This is a genomic window from Thioalkalivibrio sp. ALMg3 (assembly GCF_000381225.1).
GTDB lineage: Bacteria > Pseudomonadota > Gammaproteobacteria > Ectothiorhodospirales > Ectothiorhodospiraceae > Thioalkalivibrio > Thioalkalivibrio versutus.
On record NZ_KB906231.1, the window covers coordinates 60,930 to 82,521 of the forward strand.

General features: G+C 67.4%; 19 protein-coding genes. 12 read left to right on the forward strand and 7 right to left on the reverse strand.

Annotated features, from left to right (window positions below):
• Positions 1-22: 22 nt before the first annotated feature.
• Positions 23-2,782 carry a cation-transporting P-type ATPase gene (locus tag F622_RS0111760; RefSeq protein ID WP_019572037.1) on the reverse strand — a complete coding sequence of 920 codons (2,760 nt, stop codon included), beginning with the start codon at positions 2,780-2,782 and terminating at the stop codon, positions 23-25.
• 121 nt (positions 2,783-2,903) lie between these two features.
• Positions 2,904-3,446 carry an outer membrane beta-barrel protein gene (locus F622_RS0111765; RefSeq protein ID WP_018167986.1) on the reverse strand — a complete coding sequence of 181 codons (543 nt, stop codon included), beginning with the start codon at positions 3,444-3,446 and terminating at the stop codon, positions 2,904-2,906.
• Positions 3,447-3,760: 314 nt separating this feature from the next.
• Between F622_RS0111765 and F622_RS0111770 the strand changes: the two genes are divergently transcribed.
• The gene (locus F622_RS0111770; protein WP_019572038.1) at positions 3,761-4,081 is read left to right on the forward strand and encodes a high-potential iron-sulfur protein; all 321 of its coding nucleotides are present in this window, start codon (positions 3,761-3,763) and stop codon (positions 4,079-4,081) included.
• A 237-nt stretch (positions 4,082-4,318) separates the two neighbouring features.
• The gene (locus tag F622_RS0111775; RefSeq protein WP_019572039.1) at positions 4,319-7,549 is read left to right on the forward strand and encodes an EAL domain-containing protein; all 3,231 of its coding nucleotides are present in this window, start codon (positions 4,319-4,321) and stop codon (positions 7,547-7,549) included.
• A 27-nt stretch (positions 7,550-7,576) separates the two neighbouring features.
• Here F622_RS0111775 and F622_RS0111780 read toward each other — a convergent pair whose 3' ends face one another.
• Positions 7,577-8,302 (reverse strand): hypothetical protein, encoded by a 726-nt coding sequence (locus F622_RS0111780; RefSeq protein ID WP_018176522.1) that lies wholly within the window; start codon positions 8,300-8,302, stop codon positions 7,577-7,579.
• A 65-nt stretch (positions 8,303-8,367) separates the two neighbouring features.
• Here F622_RS0111780 and F622_RS0111785 point away from each other — a divergent pair, with 65 nt between their 5' ends.
• Genes F622_RS0111785 through F622_RS0111800 form a run of 4 tightly spaced genes read left to right on the forward strand, consistent with a single transcriptional unit; the run spans position 8,368 to position 11,121 of the window.
• Entirely contained in the window at positions 8,368-9,009 is a 642-nt protein-coding gene (locus F622_RS0111785; RefSeq protein WP_018167989.1) for a TetR/AcrR family transcriptional regulator, read from the forward strand.
• On the forward strand, positions 8,999-9,559 hold the full coding sequence (locus tag F622_RS0111790) for a carboxymuconolactone decarboxylase family protein (RefSeq protein WP_018176523.1): 561 nt from the start codon (positions 8,999-9,001) through the stop codon (positions 9,557-9,559). The genes F622_RS0111785 and F622_RS0111790 overlap by 11 nt, the downstream gene beginning before the upstream one ends.
• Before the next feature lie 36 nt (positions 9,560-9,595).
• On the forward strand, positions 9,596-9,973 hold the full coding sequence (locus F622_RS0111795; RefSeq protein ID WP_018176524.1) for a DsrE family protein: 378 nt from the start codon (positions 9,596-9,598) through the stop codon (positions 9,971-9,973).
• A gap of 53 nt (positions 9,974-10,026) precedes the next feature.
• Positions 10,027-11,121 carry a DUF3524 domain-containing protein gene (locus F622_RS0111800; RefSeq protein ID WP_018176525.1) on the forward strand — a complete coding sequence of 365 codons (1,095 nt, stop codon included), beginning with the start codon at positions 10,027-10,029 and terminating at the stop codon, positions 11,119-11,121.
• Here the strand turns inward: F622_RS0111800 and mltF are convergent.
• A complete protein-coding gene (gene mltF / locus F622_RS0111805) occupies positions 11,108-12,574 on the reverse strand; it encodes a membrane-bound lytic murein transglycosylase MltF (protein WP_018176526.1) in 1,467 nt (488 codons plus the stop codon). The two genes, F622_RS0111800 and mltF, sit on opposite strands and share 14 nt — an antisense overlap.
• Positions 12,575-12,981: 407 nt before the next feature.
• Between mltF and F622_RS0111810 the strand changes: the two genes are divergently transcribed.
• From F622_RS0111810 to F622_RS0111820, 3 genes are all read left to right on the forward strand, one after another.
• Positions 12,982-13,233 (forward strand): GlsB/YeaQ/YmgE family stress response membrane protein, encoded by a 252-nt coding sequence (locus F622_RS0111810; protein WP_026304801.1) that lies wholly within the window; start codon positions 12,982-12,984, stop codon positions 13,231-13,233.
• Between the two features lie 23 nt (positions 13,234-13,256).
• Positions 13,257-13,454: a DUF3185 family protein gene (locus F622_RS0111815; RefSeq protein ID WP_018146324.1), complete on the forward strand. Its 198-nt coding sequence runs from the start codon at positions 13,257-13,259 to the stop codon at positions 13,452-13,454.
• Between the two features lie 114 nt (positions 13,455-13,568).
• Complete coding sequence (locus tag F622_RS0111820; RefSeq protein WP_019572040.1) at positions 13,569-14,852, forward strand: OmpP1/FadL family transporter; 1,284 nt, start codon at positions 13,569-13,571, stop codon at positions 14,850-14,852.
• Positions 14,853-14,891: 39 nt separating this feature from the next.
• Here F622_RS0111820 and F622_RS0111825 read toward each other — a convergent pair whose 3' ends face one another.
• Positions 14,892-15,848, reverse strand: a complete 957-nt coding sequence (locus tag F622_RS0111825) for a matrixin family metalloprotease (protein WP_019572041.1) — start codon at positions 15,846-15,848, stop codon at positions 14,892-14,894.
• A 125-nt stretch (positions 15,849-15,973) separates the two neighbouring features.
• On the opposite strand from F622_RS0111825, the gene F622_RS0111830 reads away from it, so the two are divergent.
• Positions 15,974-16,399 carry a DUF3617 family protein gene (locus tag F622_RS0111830; protein WP_019572042.1) on the forward strand — a complete coding sequence of 142 codons (426 nt, stop codon included), beginning with the start codon at positions 15,974-15,976 and terminating at the stop codon, positions 16,397-16,399.
• Between the two features lie 170 nt (positions 16,400-16,569).
• Here F622_RS0111830 and F622_RS0111835 read toward each other — a convergent pair whose 3' ends face one another.
• Complete coding sequence (locus F622_RS0111835) at positions 16,570-17,169, reverse strand: DUF938 domain-containing protein (protein WP_019572043.1); 600 nt, start codon at positions 17,167-17,169, stop codon at positions 16,570-16,572.
• Between the two features lie 95 nt (positions 17,170-17,264).
• Here F622_RS0111835 and F622_RS0111840 point away from each other — a divergent pair, with 95 nt between their 5' ends.
• Entirely contained in the window at positions 17,265-18,113 is an 849-nt protein-coding gene (locus tag F622_RS0111840; protein ID WP_018167999.1) for a bifunctional nuclease domain-containing protein, read from the forward strand.
• A 22-nt stretch (positions 18,114-18,135) separates the two neighbouring features.
• Here the strand turns inward: F622_RS0111840 and pgi are convergent, their stop codons facing one another.
• Positions 18,136-19,779: a glucose-6-phosphate isomerase gene (gene pgi, locus F622_RS0111845; RefSeq protein ID WP_019572044.1), complete on the reverse strand. Its 1,644-nt coding sequence runs from the start codon at positions 19,777-19,779 to the stop codon at positions 18,136-18,138.
• A 264-nt stretch (positions 19,780-20,043) separates the two neighbouring features.
• Here pgi and glgA point away from each other — a divergent pair, with 264 nt between their 5' ends.
• The gene (gene glgA / locus F622_RS0111850; protein WP_019572045.1) at positions 20,044-21,531 is read left to right on the forward strand and encodes a glycogen synthase GlgA; all 1,488 of its coding nucleotides are present in this window, start codon (positions 20,044-20,046) and stop codon (positions 21,529-21,531) included.
• The last annotated feature ends 61 nt before the right edge of the window (positions 21,532-21,592 follow it).

The window sequence follows — 21,592 nt, forward strand, 5'->3', positions numbered from 1 at the left end:
CGGAAAAGCATGGGGGTGCGTGTCACACGGCCTGCGGTGCCACCCCACGCCGGCGCGCGATCACTTGACGCACCACCAGCTTTTCCAGCTCCACAATCACGAACACCGCCAGCCCGAAAGCCAGGATGCGCGCCCAGTCGTCCGCACCGATGGCGGTGGTCCCGAACAGCGTGTGCATCAGCGGGACATAGGTAAACGCCAGCTGCAGCACCACCAGCACCCCGATCGCCAGCCACATCGCGCGCGAGCGGAACAGCTCCCCGCCCGGTAGCACCGGCTGGTGGATCAGCCGCAGATTCAGCAGATAGAACGCCTGTCCGGCCACCAGGGTGTTGATCGCCACCGTGCGCGCGACCTCGTCGGCGACCCCGGCAAGACTCTCCATGTAGACGAAGTGCCCGAAGGTGCCGGCCCACAGCAGCAAGGCAACGAACGGGATGCGCCACAGCAGGAAGCCGGACAGCAACGGGGCATTCGGCGCGCGGGGCGGGCGCTGCATCACCCCCGGCTCGGCGCGCTCGAAGGCCAGCGCCATCGCCAGCGTCACCGAGGTCACCATGTTGACCCAAAGCACCTGCACCGGGGTCAGTGGCAGGGCCAGGCCCATCAGGATGGCCATCATGATGGTCAGCGACTGCCCGGCGTTGGTCGGCAGCATGTGCAGGATGGCCTTGCGGATGTTGTCGTAGACCGTGCGGCCCTCCTCGACCGCATGGGCGATGGACGCGAAGTTGTCGTCCGCCAGCACCATCTCCGAGGCCTCCTTGGCCGCTTCGGTACCCTTCCCGCCCATGGCCACGCCCACATCCGCGCGCTTCAGCGCCGGGGCGTCGTTCACCCCATCGCCGGTCATGGCGACGATCCGTCCGCCCGTCTGCAGCGCCTTCACCAGACGCAGCTTGTGCTCCGGCGAGGTCCGCGCAAAGACATCCGTGCGCTCCGCGATCTCCGCCAGCGCGGCATCGTCCAGCGCATCCAGCTCGTGACCGGCGCGCGCCTCGGCCTCCCGCCCCAGGCCCAGCTGCTCACCGATCGCCCGCGCAGTGGCCAGGTGGTCTCCGGTGATCATCTTCACGTCGATCCCCGCCGCGCGACAGTCAGCCACCGCGCGGATGGCCTCCTCGCGCGGCGGGTCGATGATGCCCACCAGCGCCAGCAGGGTGAAGCCACCGGCCTCGACATCGTCAAAGCGCAGCTCGCCACCATCCGCTTCGGCCTCGCGCACCGCGACCGCCAGCAGCCGCTGGCCGCGGGCCGCCACCGCCTCCATCGCCGCGTGCCAGTGATCCGGATCCAGCGCCTCGCGGGTCTCGCCATCCACCTGCTGCTCGCTGCAAAGCTCCAGCACGCGCTCCGGCGCGCCCTTCAGGAAGATCCACGCATGCCCCTCGTGGTCGTGGTGCAGGGTGGCCATGTAGCGATGATCCGACTCGAAGGGGATCACATCGGTGCGCGGCAACCGTTCGCCCTCCAGGTGCAGGTCGAGCCCGGCCTTGCGCGCCAGGGTAATCAGCGCGCCCTCGGTCGGGTCACCCTCCATCACCCAGTCGCCGTCCTTCTCGTAAAGCCGGGCGTCGTTGCACAGCAGACCCGCCCGCAGCACCTGGTTCAAGAGCGGGTCGTCATCCGGGTCGATGTCCCGCTCGTCCTCGGAGAACTGACCCTGCGGCGCGTAACCCACGCCACTGACGAGGATCTCGCGGGTGGCCGTACGCAGCGTCTGGGCGGTCATCTCGTTGCGCGTGAGCGTGCCGGTCTTGTCGGAACAAATCGTGGAGACCGAACCCAGGGTCTCCACCGCCGGCAGGCGGCGGATAATGGCATTGCACCGCGCCATCTTCTGCACCCCGATGGCCAGGGCAATGGTCATGATCGCTGGCAATCCCTCGGGGATGGTGGACACCGCCAGGCTGGCCGCAGCCAGAAACATCTCGTCCAGCGGATAGCTGCGCACCCAGTAGCCGAAGGCAAAGGTGGCCAGCGCAAGCACCACGATCACCGCGGCCAGCCAGTGGCCGAACTGCTCCATCTGGCGCACCAGCGGCGTCTCCAGCCCCTCGACCTCGCCGAGCATGGTGGAGATACGCCCGATCTCGGTGTGCTCGCCGGACGCCACCACTACGCCCATACCGCGGCCAAAGGCGACCAGCGTGCCGGAGAAGGCCATCCCGCGGCGATCCCCCAGATCCGCCTCCGACTCTACCGCGGCGGTGTCCTTCTCCACCGCCACTGACTCGCCCGTCAGCACGGCCTCCTCCAGGCGCAGATTCTTGGTCTCGAACAGGCGCAGGTCCGCAGGTACCCGGTCCCCGGCCTGCAGGTACACGATGTCCCCGGGGACCAGCTGCTCCGCGGGGATCTCGCGCCGCTCGCCGCCGCGCGCCACCAGCGCGCGCGGGGAGAGCATGCGGCGGATGGCATCCAGGGCCTTCTCCGCCTTGCCCTCCTGGACGAACCCGATCAGCGTGTTGATCAGGACCACGGCCAGGATCACACCGGTATCCACCCAGTGACCCAGCAGCGCCGTCCCCAGCGCGGCTACCAGCAGGATGTAGATCAGGACATTGTGGAAATGGCGCAGGAAGCGCCGGAGTACACCCGCCCGTTCGGGCGGACGCAACTGATTGGGGCCGTAGTGCGCCAGGCGCTCCTCGGCCTGTTCTGCCGTCAGCCCCTCGCGCGAGGTCCCCCAGTGTTCGAACGCGGCATCCGCGTTCTGGCTGTGCCATGCCGGGACATCGCGATCCGCACGGGGGGACTGGGGGTCGGAAACTTCGGCCATGGGCAACCCATTCGCGTGTCAGCGTTGCCCTATCGTCCCCCGGCACCCGGGGGACGGCAAGCCCCAGGGACACCCTGATCGGTGTATCCCTGGATGCCTGCCTGTCGCCTCGGCGAACGGATCAGAACTGCATCCCGACCTTGCCCATCACGCGCATGTTGTCGGCATCCGCGCGGCGGCCGTCGAAACGGTCGTTCTCGGTGAACTGGTAGCGCGCCTCCAGCCCCAGGAACCACTGGCGATCCAGCTGGTACTTCAGGCTGCCGCCCACCTGGGCCGCCCACAGGCCGTTCGTCTCGTCATCCAGTTCGGCCCGCACGTAACCGATGCCCGGACCGAAGCCCAGCGACAGACGTTCGTTCGGTTCGAACATCCAGTGGCTGTTGATCTCGGCGCTGGTCATCTTCAGTGGATCGTCGCTGTAGCGGCTCACGCTGAAGTGATGACGCAGCACCCCGGTGGCCGGCTGAAACAACTGGCAGTTGGCACCGATCTCGACTCCATAGGCCGCATCGGAACTGGCATCGGAGAGATCCGGAGAAACCACCCCGCCCAACAGGGCCACGCTGGGCTCCATGCCGCGCTCGACCGCGCTGGCCTGCGCGAACGGCACCAGCACGAATGCACCCAGGGCCAACATCGACATCGTCTTCTTGTGCTGCATCGCACACCTCCTGATCAACATGAATAAGCAGACGCTAATGGTAGACCAGCATGGCGTGATCTTCATCACGCGCTCACGGAACGCGTGGCCCGGAATGGAATTTTCCTCCCCGCAGTTGCATCTCTCAGCCGAAGCTCGACCCCGGAAGGGTTTTCCTGATCCCTGAAAAATTCAGGGGAACCCTCGGCGGCCGAAGGCCTCGAAGGGGGTGAACCCGCCCAACCCGAAAAGGCGAAGTTCGCTGTTCCAAGCAACAAGAAGAACCATCCACTCAGAAGCAAACGCCATCCACTCAGAAGCAAACGGAGGACCTCATGTCCGACCAACCGAATGCAAACCGTCGAAAGTTCCTGCGTCAGGCATCCGCGGCCGTGGCGGCCATCCCGGTGATCAGCCTGGCTGGGATGTCCACGGCCAAGGCCGACAACCCCAAGGCCGAGGATGGCCACCGCCACGACTACGTGAACAATGCAGCAGACGCTGCCGGTCACGAGGACTACTCGGAAGGCGAGAAGTGCAAGAACTGCGCCTTCTGGGGCGGCGGCGACGCCGAATGGGGCCAGTGCTTCCACACCGACTTCCAGGGTGTTCAGGTGAACGCGTCTGGCTGGTGTGACGAGTACGTCGGGGCCTGATCCTGACACCTCTGTCCGGCCCGGGTATCCGGGCCGGACGCTGGCCTCCCGCAGCACTCCCCCGCTGCGACTTGCATCCCCGCCGCACCACCCCGCAAGCTAGACCCTCAATTCCGTAAACCGGCCTCACTCTTGCCGAACGTGGCCGAAAGGAATGTGCGTGCCTGACCACTCATCCCGGCCGTCTCGCCGCATCGCCTCCGGCGACCCACGCCCCGACTCGCGAGTCGGCCGCTGATGGACCCCTCGCCCGCCGCTTTCACCATCCTCTACCTGGTCTACGGCCTGGCGTTCTTCTCGCTGGGTGTGGTCGCCCTGGTCCTGCCGCGGGGCGATGGCACGCTGCCATTTGCCCGGCATTTCTGGCTCCTGGCCCTGTTCGGTCTGGTCCATGGCACCTACGAATTCCTGCAGGCCGCAGGCCTTCACTATCCGCCCGCCCGGGACCTGTGGCTCAACGCCACCTGGCAACTGCTCTCCTATGTGCCGCTGCTGGAGTTCGGACGGCGCGCCCTGATCGCCAGCCATGCGCGCATCCGCCTGGATGCCCTGTGGCTGTACCCGGTCATCGTTGCCGGGCTGCTGCTCGTCATCGGGATGGCGGAGGACCCGGGCCGCGGCCTCGCCAATGGCGGGCGCTATCTGGTCGGCTTCCCCGGCGCGCTGCTCGTCGGCCTGGCCTTCTGGTTCCTGCTGCGGCGCCCCACCCTGCGCGCCCCGCAACCCGGCGATCATGGCCGCCACTATCCGGCCGTAGCCACCCTGGCACTGGCCTTCCTCGGCTATGCCCTGCTGACCCCGTTCCCGGGGACCGTCGATCCGGGGCTGCCCGGCTGGCTGCCAACCTATGGCGACTTCCTCGAGGCGAGCGGGCTGCCGGTACAGCTGTTGCGCATGTTCACGGCCCTCCTCGCCGGCATCGCACTGATGAGCCTGACCCGCACCCTCGGCACCCAGCAGGGCAACGACCTGCTGCGCATCCTCGACACCCTCAACGGCTTCGTCTATCGCTGCCGCAACAACCCGACCTGGGACGTGATCAATGCCGAGGGCGCACTCGAGGAGTTCACCGGGTACCGGCGCGGGGATTTTGTCGAGGGCGGCATGACGTTCGGCGACCTGGTCCATCCGGATGATCGCGAACGGGTATGGCGCGAGGTCTCGGAGGGCCTTCAGCGCTCCGGTCAGTTTCAGATCCAGTGGCGCATGATGCGGCAGGATGGGGGCGTATGCTGGGTCTTCGAACGCGGGGCCGGCACCTACGACGACCGGGGCCGGCTTCGGTACATCCAGGGCCACGTGATCGATGCCGACGAACTGGTCACCACCAGCGAGAGCCTGCGCGCCAAAACCGACGAACTGGAGGCCTTTCGCTCCACCCTCGATCTGACCCTGGACGCGGTCTTCCTGTTCGATGTCGAGACCCTGCGCTTCATCTACGTGAACCAGGGGGCGGTGGACCAGACCGGCATCCCGCGCGAGGAACTGCTGACCCTGCACCCCTTTGATATCAAGCCGGACTTCCCTGAAGGCCGCTTTCGTCAGCTGATCGAGCCGCTGCGCCGGGGCATACGCGACCAGCTCCGCTTCGATACCAGCCACCGGCATCGCGACGGCTTCGATGTGCCGGTCGAAATCTCCCTGCAGCTGGTCGCACCCCGCGGAGAGACGGCCCGGTATGTGGCGATCTCGCACGACATCACCCAGCGCAAGCGCAACGAAGAGGCGTTGCTGCAGGCCCTGGCCGAGCTGGAGACCTCGCGCGACGAACAATCCCGACTGCTGGAACTGACCCAGCGCGAACAGGGGCGCATGGCCGCCCTGCTGTCCGCGATGAGCATCGGCATCCTGTTCGAGGACCGCGACGGCCGAGTGGAATACGTGAACCCGGCCTTCCGCCGGATGTGGGCCATCGACAACCAACTGGAATTGGTGGGACGGGCCTCACGCGAGGTGCTGGAGCACTCCACCCACCGCTTCGCCCGGCCGGACCACGCCTCGCGCCATGTGCTGCATGTGCTGGACACCCACGAGATCAGCGAACGCTTCGAGGTCGACCTGTACGACGGGCGCATCCTGACCCAGGTCTCCTACCCGGTGCACGATACCGACGAGCGCACCATCGGCCGCCTGTGGCTGTACGAGGACGTGACCCACGAGCGCCAGACCGCCCAGCAGCTGGTCTATCTGGCCGAGCATGATGCCCTGACCGGGCTCTACAACCGCCATCACTTCCAGAAGCACCTGGAACACATGATCCACAGCGAACGCCGCCGCAACGGCCGCTTTGCCCTGCTGTATTTCGATCTCGACGAATTCAAGACCATCAATGACACCTTCGGCCACCGCGCCGGAGACACCGTGCTGGTACGCGCGGCCGGCGAGATCGCCGCGCTGGTTCGCAGCCAGGATATCTTCGCCCGCCTGGGCGGCGACGAGTTCGCGATCCTGGTCGACCGCGAATCGGATCAGGAACCGATCGAGCTGGCCGAACGCGTCGGCCGCGCAATCGCCTCAATCCCGTTCCGCTTCCGCGGCCAGAACTACCGGCTCACCGCCAGCATCGGCATCGCCCACTACCCCGAGCACGGTGACAACGTCGAAGATCTGGTGGCCCACGCGGACACCGCGATGTACCAGGCCAAGGACCTGGGCAAGAACACCTGGGCGGTATTCGACCGCAGCCGCAACACCGCCGAGCACATGCTGGAGCGGATGTCCTGGAGCCAGCGCATCGCTACGGCCCTGGAGCTGGGCCACCTGGAGCTGCACTACCAGGGGATCTACGCCATCGATGACGGCCACCTGCACCACCTGGAGGCCCTGGTGCGCATGCGCGACCCGACCAAACCCGACGAGATCGCCATGCCCGGCCAGTTCATCCCGACCGCGGAGAAGACCGGCCAGATCCTGGATATCGACCGTTGGGTGATCCGCGAGAGCATCGCCCGCCTGGCCGGCGACCCGACGATCGCCGGCATCGCGATCAACATCTCCGGGCGCAGCTTCGACGAACCCAGCCTTCCGCAGTACATCGCCCAACAGCTGGAACAGCATGCGGTCGAACCCCGCCGGCTGATCATCGAGCTGACCGAGACCGCCGCGGTGTCCGAGATGCAGGACGCCCAGCGCTTCATCGAGGCGCTGCAACAAACCGGCTGCACCGTCTGCCTGGACGACTTCGGCTCCGGATTCTCCACCTTCGCCTACCTCAAGTACCTGGGCGTGCAGATCCTCAAGATCGACGGCATGTTCGTGCGCGACCTGCCCAACAACCGCGACAACCAGGCCTTCATCCGCGCGATGGTCGATGTCGCCCGCGGTCTCGACAAACGCACCGTCGCCGAGTGCGTGGAAGACGGCCCGACCCTCGCGATGCTGGCCGAACTGGGCGTGGACATGGCGCAGGGCTATCACCTGCACCGGCCATCCCTGGAGATCCCCCGCGAACGGAGCGACACGGAATAGGCCCAGCGTTCCTTTCCGGAAAGCGGCTCAGTCCATCACTTCGACACGCTCAACGAGCTCCGCCCCACCCCCCTCGAAACGAAAGCCGACGGCATCCGTCGCGACCCGGAACTCGCCTTCCGCCTGTATCCAGCCCTGCTCCAGGACGCTCGCGTCGACCCGTTCGAACAGCCGCTGCAGCGCCAACGCAGTGGCACCCCGGGCCGCGTATTCCAGGCCGTGGCGCTCCCATCCGGCACGGGCCGCATCCGCCAGTCTCCAGCCGGTCTCGACGAACCCGGCAATCCACAGCGCGCGCAGCACCCCATCACCCCACTGCTGGCGCAACTGCGCCATCCCGGAACGCGTATCCGCGGCGGCCTCCACCGTCGCGACCAGCGATGCGGGCAATAGCTCGCGCCAGTCATCGCTCTCGAAAGCGCCCGGCATCAAATCCTCGTCGATAATCTGAACGAAGTCCGGGACCGGGTCGGAACCCGTGCGCTGCGCCAGCTGGATCAATGCCCCGGCCTCGTCGCGATAACCGGACAGGGCAAACCCGCACAAGTGATGATCCACGATGTCGTGCACGAACACCGACGTCGGGATGCGCTCGCCGGCGAAGGGCGTCGCCGCGATCACGTCCGTGCCGCGTCCTGGCAGATCCAGCTTCCAGCCACGCACCCCAAAGCCATCCGCCCAGGATTCGGCGTAGTGCGCCGGGATGGCCACGCCACCCTCGTCCCTATCCTGCAGACCCCGTTCGCGCGTCATTGGCTCGTCTCCGTACCAGGTGTCGTCCTTGCACTTTACCGACCGGTCAACTAGTGTGCAAAGACATGGAAGCCATCACACCCAACGACACCCGCGGCGCAAGCCGCGAAGCCCTGCTGCAGGCCGCCCGCGACCTCATTGTCACGCGCAGCTACGCCTCCGTCGGCATCGCCGAGATCTGCGCGCAGGCGGGCGTGCGCAAGGGCAGTCTGTACCACTTCTTCCCCGGGAAGGAGGCGCTCACCCTGGCGATGCTGGACGCGCTCTACGCGGACTTCGAGCGCGAGGTGCTGATCCCCGGGCTGTCGGGCGCCAACGGGCTCCGCGCTCGCATCGACGCGTTCGTCCAGGCGATCCATGCCTTCGAGGCGCGGATGCAGTCGGAATCCGGACAGCTGCCCGGCTGCCCCTTCGGCAACCTGGCGGTGGAGATGGGTACCCACAACCCGGCCCTGCGCCAGGCGATCCGGAAGCACCTGGATGCGGTCACCGCACATTTTCGCGCCGTGCTGGACGCGGCCGTACAGAACGGCGAGCTTCCGCCCGAAACCGACACCGCTGCTGCCGCCGAACAGTGGCTGGCGCTGATGGAAGGGATCCTGGTGATGGCCAAGGCCGATCAGGATCCGGCCACGATCCTGCGCCTGGGCCCCGCGCTCGGGGCGCTCCTGCTCAACCCGACCCCGGAGGTCCACCATGAGCGATGAACACTTCCCCCTGCATGACGCCGCCAGCGCCCCCGACGCGAAGCCGGCCTTCGAGCAGGCCGAGCAGACCTTCGGCATGGTCCCCAACCTGATCCGCAAGATGGCCAGCGCGCCAGTCCTGGCGGAGGCCTATCTGTCCCTCAATACCCTGCTGCAGCAGACCTCCATGAGCCCGACCGAGCAGTGCACCCTGTTGCTGACGGTCAGCCGCTATCACGAATGCGACTACTGCATGGCCGCGCACAGCATAACCGGCCGCATGACCGGCGTTCCGGACAGCGTGGTCGATGCGCTGCGCGAGGACCGGCCGATCGACGACCCGAAGCTGGAGGCACTGCGCCAGTTCACCCACGCCATGATCGAACAGCGTGGCTGGGTCGACGAGGCCACCCAGCAGGCCTTCCTGGACGCCGGCTACACGCATCCACAGATGCTGGAGGTGATCCTGGCGATCGGCCTGAAGACCCTGTCCAACTACACCAACCACATCGCCGGCACCCCGGTCGACGAGCCCATGGCCGGCGAGCGCTGGACGGCACCGGGCGCATAACCACGCCGTCCCAACGTCCCCGAAGGAGAAACCAACATGAGCGAAGAAACCGCCGATCTTGTTGTCATCATGATCACCGGGCCGGAGAACAAGCGTCGTCTGCCGTCGGCCTTCTTTCTGGCGGCCACCGCCGCCGCAAGCGAACAGAACGTCATCATGTACTTCACCGGGCCGGCCACGGAACTGCTGAAAACCGGCGTCGCCGAGAACATCCATCCCATGGAGGGCGGCAAGAGCATCGCCGACTTCATGAAGAACGCCATGGACAACGGCGTCCAGATGATGGGCTGCCGGCAATCGCTTGAGCTGAACGGAATGGATGAATCGGATCTGGCCTACCCGGACCTCCCCTTGCTTACGCCCTCGCAGGCCTTGCCTTCGCTGGGGTCGGCCGGCAAAGTCCTGACCTGGTAATCACCCGAGGGGCCGCACCGGTGGCCCCTCTCCGACCGGAGGCGTACAGGGGCGTGCCGGACCATCGCAAGCGCATCCTCCTGCTGTCCTCCTATCGCGCCGACAGCCACGCGGCCTGGGCGGACTGGTTAACCAGCACCTTCGATGCGTTCGACTGGCGGCTACTGGAACTGCCTGGGCGCCACTTCCGTTGGCGCATCCGTGGCAACCCGATCTCCTGGCTGGACGCACTGGCGACCACGGAAGCCGACGCAGTCATCGCCACCTCGATGGTGGATCTCGCCACCCTGCGCGGACTCCAGCCCCACCTCGCCGCCCTGCCGACGCTCTACTATGTGCACGAGAACCAGTTTGCCTATCCGCTGGGCCCGCAACAGGTGGATTCGGTGGACCCGCAGATGGTGCAGATCTATGCGGCGCTGGCCGCGGACCGCATCGCCTTCAACTCGGCGTTCAACCGCGACTCGTTCCTGGAAGGGATGGCGACCCTGCTCGGACGCATGCCGGATGCGGTACCTTCCGGGATACGCGACCGACTGACGCAGCGCAGCGCGATCCTCCCGGTGCCGATCCAGCCAACGGCCGTGGCCGGCGGCACTCGCGATCCGGGCCTGATCCTCTGGAATCACCGCTGGGAATACGACAAGGCCCCGGAGGTCTTTGCCGAGGCCATGCTGACGCTGGCCGGGTCGGGCGTGGATTTCCGTCTTGCCCTGCTGGGGCCGCGGCCGGCGAATGCCCCCGAACCCCTGCAAAAGCTGCGCGAGGCCCTGGGGAACCGGATCATCGCCGATGGCAAGCTGCCCCGCAGCGAATACGACGCGTTACTGGGCCTCGCAGGCATCGTCGTCAGTACCGCCCGGCACGAGTTCCAGGGCCTGGCAGTGCTGGAGGCCAGCGCCGCTGGTGCCACACCGCTGGTCCCGGATGCCCTGGCCTACCGCGAACAATACCCCGATGCCTGTCGCTACCCGCAAGGCGATGTAGACACGCTGACGGACCGCCTGCAGGCATGGCTGCAACAAGGGCCCCCGCCCGCACCCGACGTCTGCGCGTGGACGCCGGAGCGGTTGGAGCCGGATTGGCAAGGAATGCTGGACGACCTCGTCGCGGGCAGCCGCAAGAGGCCACGGGTCAGTCGCGGCTGACGACGACCCGATCCGACATCTCGTCCTCGGCCACGAACACCGGGCGGATCACGTCGCGGTAATTGCGGATGCGCTGCACGTAGTACACCGGCTGATACCCGCGCGCATAGCCGTAGCGCAGATCCTTGTAGTAACGCTCCTCGGTCAGTAGCGGCAGGATCTCGCGCATGTCGGCCCAGCGATCCGGGTCCCGTCCCAGCTCGCGCGCCAGGCGGCGCGCATCCAGCAGGTGGCCCCGGCCAATGTTGTAGGCCGCCAGCGCCAGGTAGGTACGATCCGGTTCGACGATGTCATCCGGCAGCAACCCGTGCTGACGCTGCAGGTAGCGGGCCCCGCCGTCGATGCTCTCCACCGGGTCCAGGCGATCCACGCCCAGCGACTCGGCGGTGCGACGGGTCAGCATCATCAGCCCGCGCACGCCCGTCGGGCTGCGCGCCTCCGGATCCCAGTGCGACTCCTGATAGGCCAGTGCAGCCAGCAGATCCGCGGGCAAATCCGTGCGCTCGGCCGCCTCCTCGAAGTGGGGATGGTACTGGGGCAGGCGATCCTCTATGCGCCGGTTCAGCGCGCGCAGGTCGACGAAGTCGAACTGGTTGATGTAGGCGTAATAGCGCTCGTCCACGAGGTCGCGCAGCTCGCGGCCACCGGCGCCCTGCATCCAGGTCGCAGCCAGCTCGGCGAGCTCGGCATGCTCCGGATCGACATACCACCCCAGCGCGCGCGGCGCGGACAGATCGAAGGCGATGTCGAGATGCGGGAAGGAGCGGCGGTTGTAACGCACGATGTGCGAATCAGCCACGGTGCAGCCGATCTCCTGCCGGGCGACCTGCGCCATCAGGCGCTCGGTGCCGATCTCGCGCACCTCGAAATCGACCGATTCCGGCAGCGCCTCCTCCAGGGTTTCGACGTAGCTGCTGCCGGCCGAGACGACCAGATCGACGCCCTCCAGCTCGTCCGTCGAACCCGGCAGGCCGGACAAGTCGCGATGGCAGACCACCTGCTCGCTCACCTCCATGTAGTGCGGACCGCGGCGAAAGCGCTCATCGCGCGACGGCAGATGGGTCAGACCCGCTGCCGCCATGTGCGCCGCGCCGGATTCGAGCGACTCGAGGACACCGGAAACCGAGTCGGCCATGACCCATTCCACCTTCCAGCCATGCGCCAGGGCAAAGCCTTCGACCAGGTCGTGCTCGGTGCCGGATGTCTCCAGATGCTGGTCAAAGTACCAGGTGGTGGGTGCGTTGCGGGTCACCACGCGCAGCGTCCCGGTCTCCTCCACGGAGGCCAGGCGATCGCCCGCAGCCGCGTTGGAAACCATCGTTCCGGATTGCCCGTTCTCCGAACCACACCCGGCCAGTAACGCCAGCAGGGCCGCCGGGATCAATGCCCGGAAGGCTCGCCCACAGCGCGCGGAGCGAGTGACCCGTCCCTTGCGCTTCGATTGTTCGGTCATACCGGTTTCCTTCCCGTCGGCAGCCGGCGTCAAACGCCAACCGATTCCATGACGGATCCATGAATGTCCGATACCGAGACTAGGGTTTTGCGGAATGGTTCTCAAAAATACCCACACTCGCGGGGTTGCAGAATCACCAAGTATCCGTTCACGGATGTTCGGCTCACCCGTGCCGGTGGGCACAAGGGCGACACGCCCTGTACAGTCGAAGTCCGGCCCATCGCCGAGCGAACGACCGCGGCCAGGAACAAGGCCAAAGGCTCCGCCAAACCCAGCGGGCATCCTTGAGGCCTGGGAGGCACTGATCAATTCGCACGCCCGTGCTCGAGTTGAGCAGTGCCTCCCTGGGGGAACGCCTCGACATCCGCGCGATCCAATCGCCCGTCACTTGCCAGGAGCGCGACAACATGCCCGTGGAATCCCTTCTCCTCCTCCTGCTCATCGGCGGCATTGCCGGCTGGCTCGCAGGCCTGCTGGTACACGGGTCCGGGCAGGGCATCCTGCTGAATATCGTGGTTGGCGTGATCGGCGCCTTCCTCGGCGGCTGGCTGTTCACCCAGCTCGGGGTGCAGGCAGCCGGACTGATCGGCAGCCTTGCCGCCGCCACCGTGGGCGCCGTGCTGCTTCTCGGTCTGCTTCGCTTGATCCGAAAGGCCTGATCCACCCGATCCAAGGAGTTCTCATGATCCAGATCCTCGGCATCATCCTGCTGGTTGGCGGCCTGATCGCCGCCCTGGTCGGTGTTCAGGACGCCTTCGGCATGCGCGAGCGCGCGGCGCGGCTGTTCCTTGGCCGCTTCACCCGGCGCACCCTCGCGCTGCTTATCGGTGGCGGCGTGGCCGCGCTGATCGGCCTGATCCTGATGACCTCGAAAATGTGATGCGGTTGGCGTGATCTTCCCGAGGCGGTAGGGTCCGCCTCGGGGGAGCCTGCGACCGACACCGGACGCGGCATCGCTGCGGCCCCCCTGGAACAAAAAACGAGGGGAGACCGCATGACTCTGACACCGTCGCGCCGCCTGGCGCTCTCGATCGCCGTTAGCTCCGCCCTGTTTGCCGCCCCCGCAACCCTGATGGCCGCCGGCTTCTACATCCAGACGCAGGGCGCGTCCGGCCTCGGCCGGGCCCATGCGGGGGATGTCGCCGTCGCCTCAAATGCCTCCACCATCTACTTCAATCCGGCCGGCATGACCCGCCTGAAGGGCAACGAACTCCAGGCCGGTGTGCATCTGCTGATGCCCAACTCCGAGGTCAATCAGCGCAGCACCCAGATCCCCGGGCGCGACAGCAGCAACCCCTATGACCCGACCCCGGTGCCCAACCTGTACTGGGCACAGCAGTACTCCGACCGAGTCTGGCTGGGCTTCGGCCTCAGCGCCCCGTTCGGCCTGAAGAATGAGTACAACGACAACTTCTTCGCCCGCTACGACTCACTGGAATCCGACCTGCGCGTGCTCAATCTGCAACCGAGCATCGCGTTCGAGCTGACCGACCGGATCTCCATCGGCGGCGGCCTCGACCTGCAGTACGCCGATGCCACCCTGCGCAGCGCGACGCCGGACCCGGCCGGTCTCAATCCGGACACCGACGGGAAATTCGAACTCGAGGGCGACAACTGGGATGTCGGCTTCAACATCGGCATGCTGTTCGACCTGAGCGATGCGACCCGCCTGGGCATCCATTACCGTGAAGGCGTCACCCATACCCTCCAGGGCACAGCCACCGCGACGCTATCGACAAACGACCCCCTACGCGCCCAAGTAGGCGACACCATCGTTCAAGGTGGCCAGGCCGACCTGAAGCTGCCCGATATCGCCTCGATTGGCATTCGTCATCGCTTCAGTGACCGCTGGACTGGCCTCGCCCAGTACACCTGGTTCAACTGGTCGAACTTCGACGAGATCCGGATCCAGTTGCCCCAGGGCAACGAGCAGGTGTTGGAACAGAACTACCGCAACAGCTACGCCCTGGCGGTGGGGGCCGAGTACGCGATGAACCCGCGCTGGACCCTGCGTGGCGGCATCCAGTACGACCAGACCCCGACGCAGACCAACGGGCGCGGCACGCGCACCCCGGATGGCGACCGCACCTGGTTCTCCTTCGGCGCCAGCTACGCCCGCAGCGAGCGCTTCACCTTCGACCTGGGCTACAGCTACATCCACATCGCCAGCGAGGATCTCGACATCACGCGCAGCTTTAACGGGACCGACATCAACATGCAGGGGACGACCAAGGGTCACGTGCACGTCCTGTCGGCCGCCATGCGCTACCACTTCTAGCGCCGAATCCGGGGCCGGGCATACGCCCCGCCCCGTTCATCACCGCTCCAGCTCCACTTCGCAGGCCGCCGCCAGGGCGCGCCGGTCGGCGTCACTCAGATCGCGCCGCCCGGCGTTGGCCTCGCCCAGGATCGCGTGCATCACCGCGGTCGGGTCGTCCACATGCTCGATCCCCAGGGCGTGCCCCAGCTCGTGCGCCAGCGTCAGGCGCAGCTCGTCCGCGTCACTGGCCTTGAACACGGTGATGGAGCGCCACGCGCCCTGCTGCTCGTAGACCGCCATATCGAAGGCCCCGGTCGCGCCGATCTCGCGGTTCAGTTCCGCGACCCGTTCGTTGAAGCCATCGATCTCGCCCTCGAGGTCGCGGATCTCGCGGTTGAGCTCGTCGCGCCGACGCTCCAGTGTGCGGCGGCGCTGCTCCAGGTCGTCCCGCGCCGCATCCAGCGCCCGGCGCTGCCGTTCCAGCCGCTCGCGGTTCCCCGCGCTGTGCGCCATGCGGCCGGCATTCCAGGCGGCCACCGCCTCTTCGTACTCGCGCTGGCGCGCCTGAAGGTCTTCCAGGCGTCGCTGATAGCCCGCGGCATCCGCCGCCAGCGCCGAGTGACGGTGATCCAGGCGCTCCTCGCGCTCGGCGATCCCCCGCTTGAGCCGGTCCAGCTCCGCGCGCGCCCGGTCGCGGCTCTCGGCACCCGCCTGGCGCTCGTCGAACACCAGCCGGACCGGCATGCCTTCGCCCTCGCGCTGACGGAAAAGTGTTTCCGGCGTCTGCCCGTCCCACATGCTCACGGCCGCATCCAGGGCCGCCTGCACCGCGTCACGCTCCAGCCGGAAGCGCGGGTCCACAGCCTCCAGATGCAGGGTGATGGGCACCTCGCAGCGCGGCGCGGCCAAGTGCGCATGCCCCGCGGAGCCGCCCGACAATTGCCCCTCCTGCCACAGGACACCGCCCAGCGCGAGCGCCCCGACACCGCCGACCAGCCATAACGGTATTGCCATTACAGTTCCTCCCTCGCACACACCCAAGGTACCAGCCAGCGGGCACCGCCACCCGCGTTTGCCCCGTCATGACGCGCCAGGCACCATTGGGCAAGACGCACTCACGCCCCTTTCAGGAGACAGCCATGCTGCGCATCCTTCTTGCCGTCCTGCCGCTCGTTGCCCTGCCGCTCGTCGTCCAGGCCGAGACCCCGAACATCCAGCCCGGTCTCTGGGAAAACCAGACCACCATGATCATGGAAGGCATGGGCGGCATGCCGGACCAGACCGAGACCACCACCGAGTGCGTCACCCAGGAAGACCTCGACCGCGGCGAGAACATCATCGAGGCGCCGGAAGGCTGCACCCTGGACCAGATGGACATGACGGCCGACCGCATGGACTACACCATGAGCTGCCCCGGCCCGCAGGGCGGACGCATGCAGATGGACGGCAGCATGCGCTTCATGGGCGATCGCACCGAGGGCGAAATGACCAGCGAGATGGATACCCCGATGGGCCGGATGAACGTGCGCATGGAGATACGCGGCCAGCGCATCGGCGACTGCTGACCCCCTGTATTCACCACGAAACGCACGAAGAAAAGTCCGGGGGCTGAAGTTACGCAAGTCGCGATCCCTGCTTGTGCCTCTTTACAGATCGTTTTTCTTCTCCGTGCCCTCTGTGACCTCCGTGGTGAATATTCTTTCGCTCTGGCCCTTCTTCGTGTGCTTCGTGGTCGTTAAGCCCTGCGCCAGAGGAGGATCTGATTGTTGGCCGGCAGGTCGATGACCGCCGCGGACTCGAGGCCGGCGGCCGTGGCGAGGGCATCCAGGTCGGCGCGGTCGCGCACGCCCATGCCCGGATCTTGCGCCCGCAGCATCTGGTCGAACCGGGCGTTGGATTCGGCAGTATGCGAACCGTCGTGGGCAAACGGGCCGTACAGCGCGAACAGCCCACCCGGCGCCAGTACCCGGGCCACGCCGGCAAACAGCGCCTCCACCGCCGGCCAGTGCATGATATGCACGGTATTCGCGCTGTAGACGTACTCGAACGGGCCCTCCGGCCAGGCATCCCGCAGCACGTCCAGTTCCAGCGGGGGCCGCAGATTGGGCAGGGCCGCGTCGCGTCGCCAGGCCTCCACGCCCGGCAGGTTCTCTGCCACGTCACTGGGATACCAGTCGAGATGCGGCAAAGCCGCGGCGAAATGCGCCGCGTGCTGCCCGGTGCCGGCGCCGATCTCCAGCACCCGTCCATGCGCAAGGAACTGCTCGCGCAGCTGGGCCAGGATCGGCGCGCGGTTTTGATCCGCGGCCGGGGCATAGGGCTTGTCGGAGGTCATCGCAGCGATCCGTTCACGGGGGACAAGGCAGTATTCTGGACGCCCCGCAACCGCACTGCCATGATCGGGACACACCCTATTTCCAGGCTGCCCTGATGACACCCCGCTTCCGGTTGTTCCTGCCCGCCCTGCTTGTCCTGTTGCTGGTCATGGGCGGCGAGGCGCTGGCCCGCGACATGGCGACCGACCCGGAGCGCCTGCTGCCGGTCGAACTGGCCACCGTCGGGGTGGATGCCGGCTCCGGCACGCCCATCGCCCTGTTGCGACACCCGGCGTCCGGCGAGGTGGTCCCCATCGTGATCGGGACCGACCAGGCCCGCGCGATCCTGCTGGCCATGCACGACATAACACTGTCGCGCCCGCAGACCCACGACCTGATGATCGACCTGCTGGAGCAGATGGATGCGCGCCTGGAACGGGTGATCATTGACGGCCTGGAGAACGGTACCTATCTCGGCTGGCTGGAGGTACGGATCGCCGGCGAGGCCGAACCCCGGTTGATCGACACCCGCCCCAGCGACGGGCTCGCCCTGGCGGTACGCAGCGGGGCCGCCATCCATGTCGCGCCGGAAATCCTGGAGGCCGATGTCGCCTTCGACTACACCCCGCCGGGCGAGGACGAGGTCGTCACCGCCCTCGGCATCACCGTTGTGGAGGCCCGCAACGACCTGCGCGAAGCCCTGCAACTGCCGGACGAATCCGGCGTACTGGTCAGCCGTGCCGCGGGCCGCGCCGCCGCCGCGGGCCTGACCCACGGCGCCCTGATTCTGAAAGTGAACGGGCGCACGCCCACCACCCCGATGGACTTCCTCGAGGCGATCTCCGCCACACCGGAGGGCGAGCCCGCCGAAATCCGCTACTGGCTGGATGGCGAGACCCGCAGTATCACGCTGCCCACGGACGTCCCCGAGATCGAGGAGTCCGACGACGCCCTGACCGTCTGAGCAGAGCCGGAACGGACGCGGGTCAGTCCCGCGGCGGAAGCCGCGGGCGCAGCCAGTCGAGCGTGGCGGTGGTTGCCGGATCGTGCTCACCGGCGGTCGCGCCGGGCGCCAGGTCCTCAAGCACCTGACCGGCCAGCTGCTTGCCCAGCTCCACCCCCCACTGATCGAAGGCGTTGATCCCCCACAGCGTGGCCAGCACGTAGATCTTGTGCTCGAACAGCGCGATCAACGCGCCCAGCGTGACCGGATCCAGGCGTTCCAGCAGAATCAGCGTGCTCGGCCGATTGCCGGGGAAGGTCCGATGCGGCGCCAGCGCATCAATCGCCTCCGGCGACTGCCCGGCCGCCGTCATCTCGGCGCGCACCGCGGCCTCGTCCTTGCCCATCGCCAGCGCCTCGGCCTGCGCCACCAGGTTGGCCAGCAGCAACGGGTGCTGCGCCGGCAGGTCGTGCTCGGGGCGGGCCACGCCGATGAACTCGGCCGGGATGAAGCGCGTGCCCTGGTGGAGCAACTGGAAGAAGGCGTGCTGGCCATCGGTGCCCACCGCACCCCAGACCACCGCGCCGGTTGCGTCCGTGACGACCTGCCCGTCCAGCCCCACGCGCTTGCCCAGGCTCTCCATCTCCGCCTGCTGCAGGTACGGCGGCAGCAGCGACAGGCGTTCGTCGTAGGGCAGTACCGCGCGCGACTGTGCCCCCAGCAGGTTCTGGTTCCACAAATCCACCAAAGCCATGCGCACCGCGGCATTGCTGGAGACCGGCGTCTGGCGCACGTGCTCGTCCATGGCATGAGCCCCGCCGAGAAACGCACGGAAGCCGTCCATGCCGAGGAGCAGCGCCACCGGCAACCCGATGGTGGACCACACGGAATAGCGCCCGCCGACCCAGTCCCAGAAGCCGAACATGTTGTCCGGGTCGATACCGAACTCCGTTACCCGATCGCGGGCGGTGGAGACCGCCACGAAGTGGCGCGCGACGGCCGTGTCGTCCGGCGCATGCCGCAGCAGCCAGGCACGGGCCGCACGGGCGTTGGTCAGGGTCTCCTGGGTGCCGAAGGTCTTCGATGCGACGATGAACAGCGTGGTTTCCGGATCGGCCTCGCGCAGCACGGCGGAGAGCGCCGCGCCATCCACGTTGGAGACGAACTGCACGGTCAGCGGCACGCCGTCGGCCGTCGCCTGTGCATGCGGCGCAAGCGCCCGGCAGACCATGCGCGGCCCGAGGTCGGAGCCGCCAATGCCGATGTTCACCACGCGACGGATCGGACGCCCGCTGTAGCCACGGTGGACCCCATCGTGGATCCGCCGCACGAACGTCTCGACCCGGTCGAGCTGCGCATGCACCTGCGGAACCACGTCCGCGCCATCCACTTCACAGTGGGCGTCGCGCGGCAGGCGCAGGGCCGTGTGCAGGGCCGCCCGCCCCTCGGTGGTATTGACCCGCTCGCCGGCAAACAACGCGCGCAGCGCCTCCGATACCTCACAGGCCGCAGCGCGCTCGTACAGGGCATCCCAGGCCGCACCGTCCAGGCGCTGGCGCGTCCAGTCCAGGCGCAACCCGGCGACCTCCTGTACGTCGCGTTGCACTCGATCCGGATCGCGCGCGAACAGCTCGCGCAGGGGCTCGTCCGCCAGCCGTCGGGCCTCGACCCGCAAGGCACTCTCCATCACCGCACCCACTCCTGCCGCCATTCTTTTCCCTCGGTTGTTAGGAGTTGCTGATCAATGTACACATTCGCGTTCGTGCCCCATGTCCAATGGTCCCCCATTCTTTGGGCAGGGGCTGCACACCGGATCGAGGGCCACAAGGCATCAACGCAAAGTATATTGATCAGTGTCTCTCTAGACCTCCAGAGTGCCGCCCCGGCCCCTGCGTTACAATTAGCAGAAAGTCATCCGGCGCCGCCGGTTCCGCACTTGGGGATTTTTTGCATGCGCATCCTGTTCGCCAGCAGCGAGGCCCACGGCCTGGTCAAGACCGGGGGGCTCGCCGATGTCAGCGCCAGCCTGCCCGCCGCCTTGCGCCGGCGGCGCCAGGATGCCCGTCTGGTGCTGCCCGGCTACCCCGAGGCCTGCCGCAACCTGGTGGATGCCACCCCGCGCCCGGGCCCGGACGGCGCCCCCTGGCAGATCCTCGAGGGCCGCCTGCCCGGGACCCGGCTCCCGGTCTACCTGATCGACTGGCCGGAATACTTCCAGCGCGCCGGGAACCCCTACAGCGCCAGCAATGGCATGGACTGGCCGGACAACGCCCAGCGCTTTGCCGGTTTCGCACGCGCCATCGTGGCGCTGGCGCGGGACGAGGCCGGGCTGGACTGGGCACCGGAGCTGATTCACCTGAACGACTGGCAGACCGGTCTCGTGCCACTGCTGCTGGACCCGGAGCGCACCGGCGTTGAACGCCCGCGGACGGTGTTCACCATCCACAATCTGGCCTACCAGGGCCTGTTCCCGGCAAACACCGTGCAGGATCTGAACCTGCCCGCGGAGCTATGGCACCCGGAGGCCCTGGAGTTTCACGACCAGCTTTCATTCATGAAGGCGGCCCTGGTGTTCGCCGACACGATCACGACCGTCTCGCCCACCTACGCACGCGAGATTCAGGAACCGGCCTACGGCATGGGGCTGGACGGCGTGCTGCGCGCCCGCGGCGCCGACCTGCACGGCATCCTCAACGGGGTCGACTACAGCGACTGGGATCCGGCGCGCGACCGCCACATCGCCGCGCGCTACAGCGCCGAGGACCTCGCGGGCAAGGCCGCCAACAAGGCTGCGCTGCAGACCCGCATGGGCCTGGAGACCAACCCGGAGACCCCGCTGCTGGGCCATGTCGGCCGCATGGTCGAGCAAAAGGGTGTCGATCTGCTGCATGCCGCCTGCACGCCGCTGCTGGAGGCTGGGCGCATCCAGCTGGCGCTGGTCGGCTCCGGCCAGAAGGACCTGGAACACGCCACCGGCGCCCTCGCCCGCGCTTACCCCGGCCAGGTCGGCGTGCACATCGGCTACGACGAGCCGCTGGCCCACCAGATCGAGGCCGGGTCCGACCTGTTCCTGATGCCGTCGCGCTTCGAGCCCTGCGGGCTCAACCAGCTCTACAGCCTGCGCTACGGCACCCCGCCGGTGGTCCACGCCACCGGCGGTCTGGCCGACACCGTGGTGGATGCCACGCCGGAGAACCTGGAGGCGGGCACCGCCACCGGTTTCAGCTTCACCCCGGACAGCGTCGCCGCCCTCGGCGCCGCCCTGGAGCGCGCCCTGGCGCTGTATACCGCGCGCGGCGACGGCCACTGGGAACAGCTGATGCACAACGGCATGGCGCGCGACTTCGGCTGGACCGCCAGCGCCGATGCCTATCTCGCCCTGTACCGCGAACAGCTTCCGCGCCGCAGCCGGCGTGCGAAGGCGGCATCTGCGCTATAATCGCGTCCTTTTCGCGACCTCCCGAACCCCAACCGGCAAGCCCAGGCAGCGGCGATCGTCG

What these genes read in the sequence shown, in the direction of transcription:
- F622_RS0111770 (WP_019572038.1), top strand. Translation starts at nt 3,761, where the DNA reads ATGTCCGACCAACCGAATGCAAACCGTCGAAAGTTCCTGCGTCAGGCA.
- F622_RS0111780 (WP_018176522.1), bottom strand. Translation starts at nt 8,302, where the DNA reads ATGACGCGCGAACGGGGTCTGCAGGATAGGGACGAGGGTGGCGTGGCC.
- F622_RS0111760 (WP_019572037.1), bottom strand. Translation starts at nt 2,782, where the DNA reads ATGGCCGAAGTTTCCGACCCCCAGTCCCCCCGTGCGGATCGCGATGTC.
- F622_RS0111785 (WP_018167989.1), top strand. Translation starts at nt 8,368, where the DNA reads ATGGAAGCCATCACACCCAACGACACCCGCGGCGCAAGCCGCGAAGCC.
- F622_RS0111820 (WP_019572040.1), top strand. Translation starts at nt 13,569, where the DNA reads ATGACTCTGACACCGTCGCGCCGCCTGGCGCTCTCGATCGCCGTTAGC.
- F622_RS0111790 (WP_018176523.1), top strand. Translation starts at nt 8,999, where the DNA reads ATGAGCGATGAACACTTCCCCCTGCATGACGCCGCCAGCGCCCCCGAC.
- F622_RS0111810 (WP_026304801.1), top strand. Translation starts at nt 12,982, where the DNA reads ATGCCCGTGGAATCCCTTCTCCTCCTCCTGCTCATCGGCGGCATTGCC.
- F622_RS0111795 (WP_018176524.1), top strand. Translation starts at nt 9,596, where the DNA reads ATGAGCGAAGAAACCGCCGATCTTGTTGTCATCATGATCACCGGGCCG.
- F622_RS0111830 (WP_019572042.1), top strand. Translation starts at nt 15,974, where the DNA reads ATGCTGCGCATCCTTCTTGCCGTCCTGCCGCTCGTTGCCCTGCCGCTC.
- pgi (WP_019572044.1), bottom strand. Translation starts at nt 19,779, where the DNA reads ATGGAGAGTGCCTTGCGGGTCGAGGCCCGACGGCTGGCGGACGAGCCC.
- F622_RS0111765 (WP_018167986.1), bottom strand. Translation starts at nt 3,446, where the DNA reads ATGCAGCACAAGAAGACGATGTCGATGTTGGCCCTGGGTGCATTCGTG.
- mltF (WP_018176526.1), bottom strand. Translation starts at nt 12,574, where the DNA reads ATGACCGAACAATCGAAGCGCAAGGGACGGGTCACTCGCTCCGCGCGC.
- F622_RS0111835 (WP_019572043.1), bottom strand. Translation starts at nt 17,169, where the DNA reads ATGACCTCCGACAAGCCCTATGCCCCGGCCGCGGATCAAAACCGCGCG.
- glgA (WP_019572045.1), top strand. Translation starts at nt 20,044, where the DNA reads ATGCGCATCCTGTTCGCCAGCAGCGAGGCCCACGGCCTGGTCAAGACC.
- F622_RS0111825 (WP_019572041.1), bottom strand. Translation starts at nt 15,848, where the DNA reads ATGGCAATACCGTTATGGCTGGTCGGCGGTGTCGGGGCGCTCGCGCTG.
- F622_RS0111815 (WP_018146324.1), top strand. Translation starts at nt 13,257, where the DNA reads ATGATCCAGATCCTCGGCATCATCCTGCTGGTTGGCGGCCTGATCGCC.
- F622_RS0111775 (WP_019572039.1), top strand. Translation starts at nt 4,319, where the DNA reads ATGGACCCCTCGCCCGCCGCTTTCACCATCCTCTACCTGGTCTACGGC.
- F622_RS0111840 (WP_018167999.1), top strand. Translation starts at nt 17,265, where the DNA reads ATGACACCCCGCTTCCGGTTGTTCCTGCCCGCCCTGCTTGTCCTGTTG.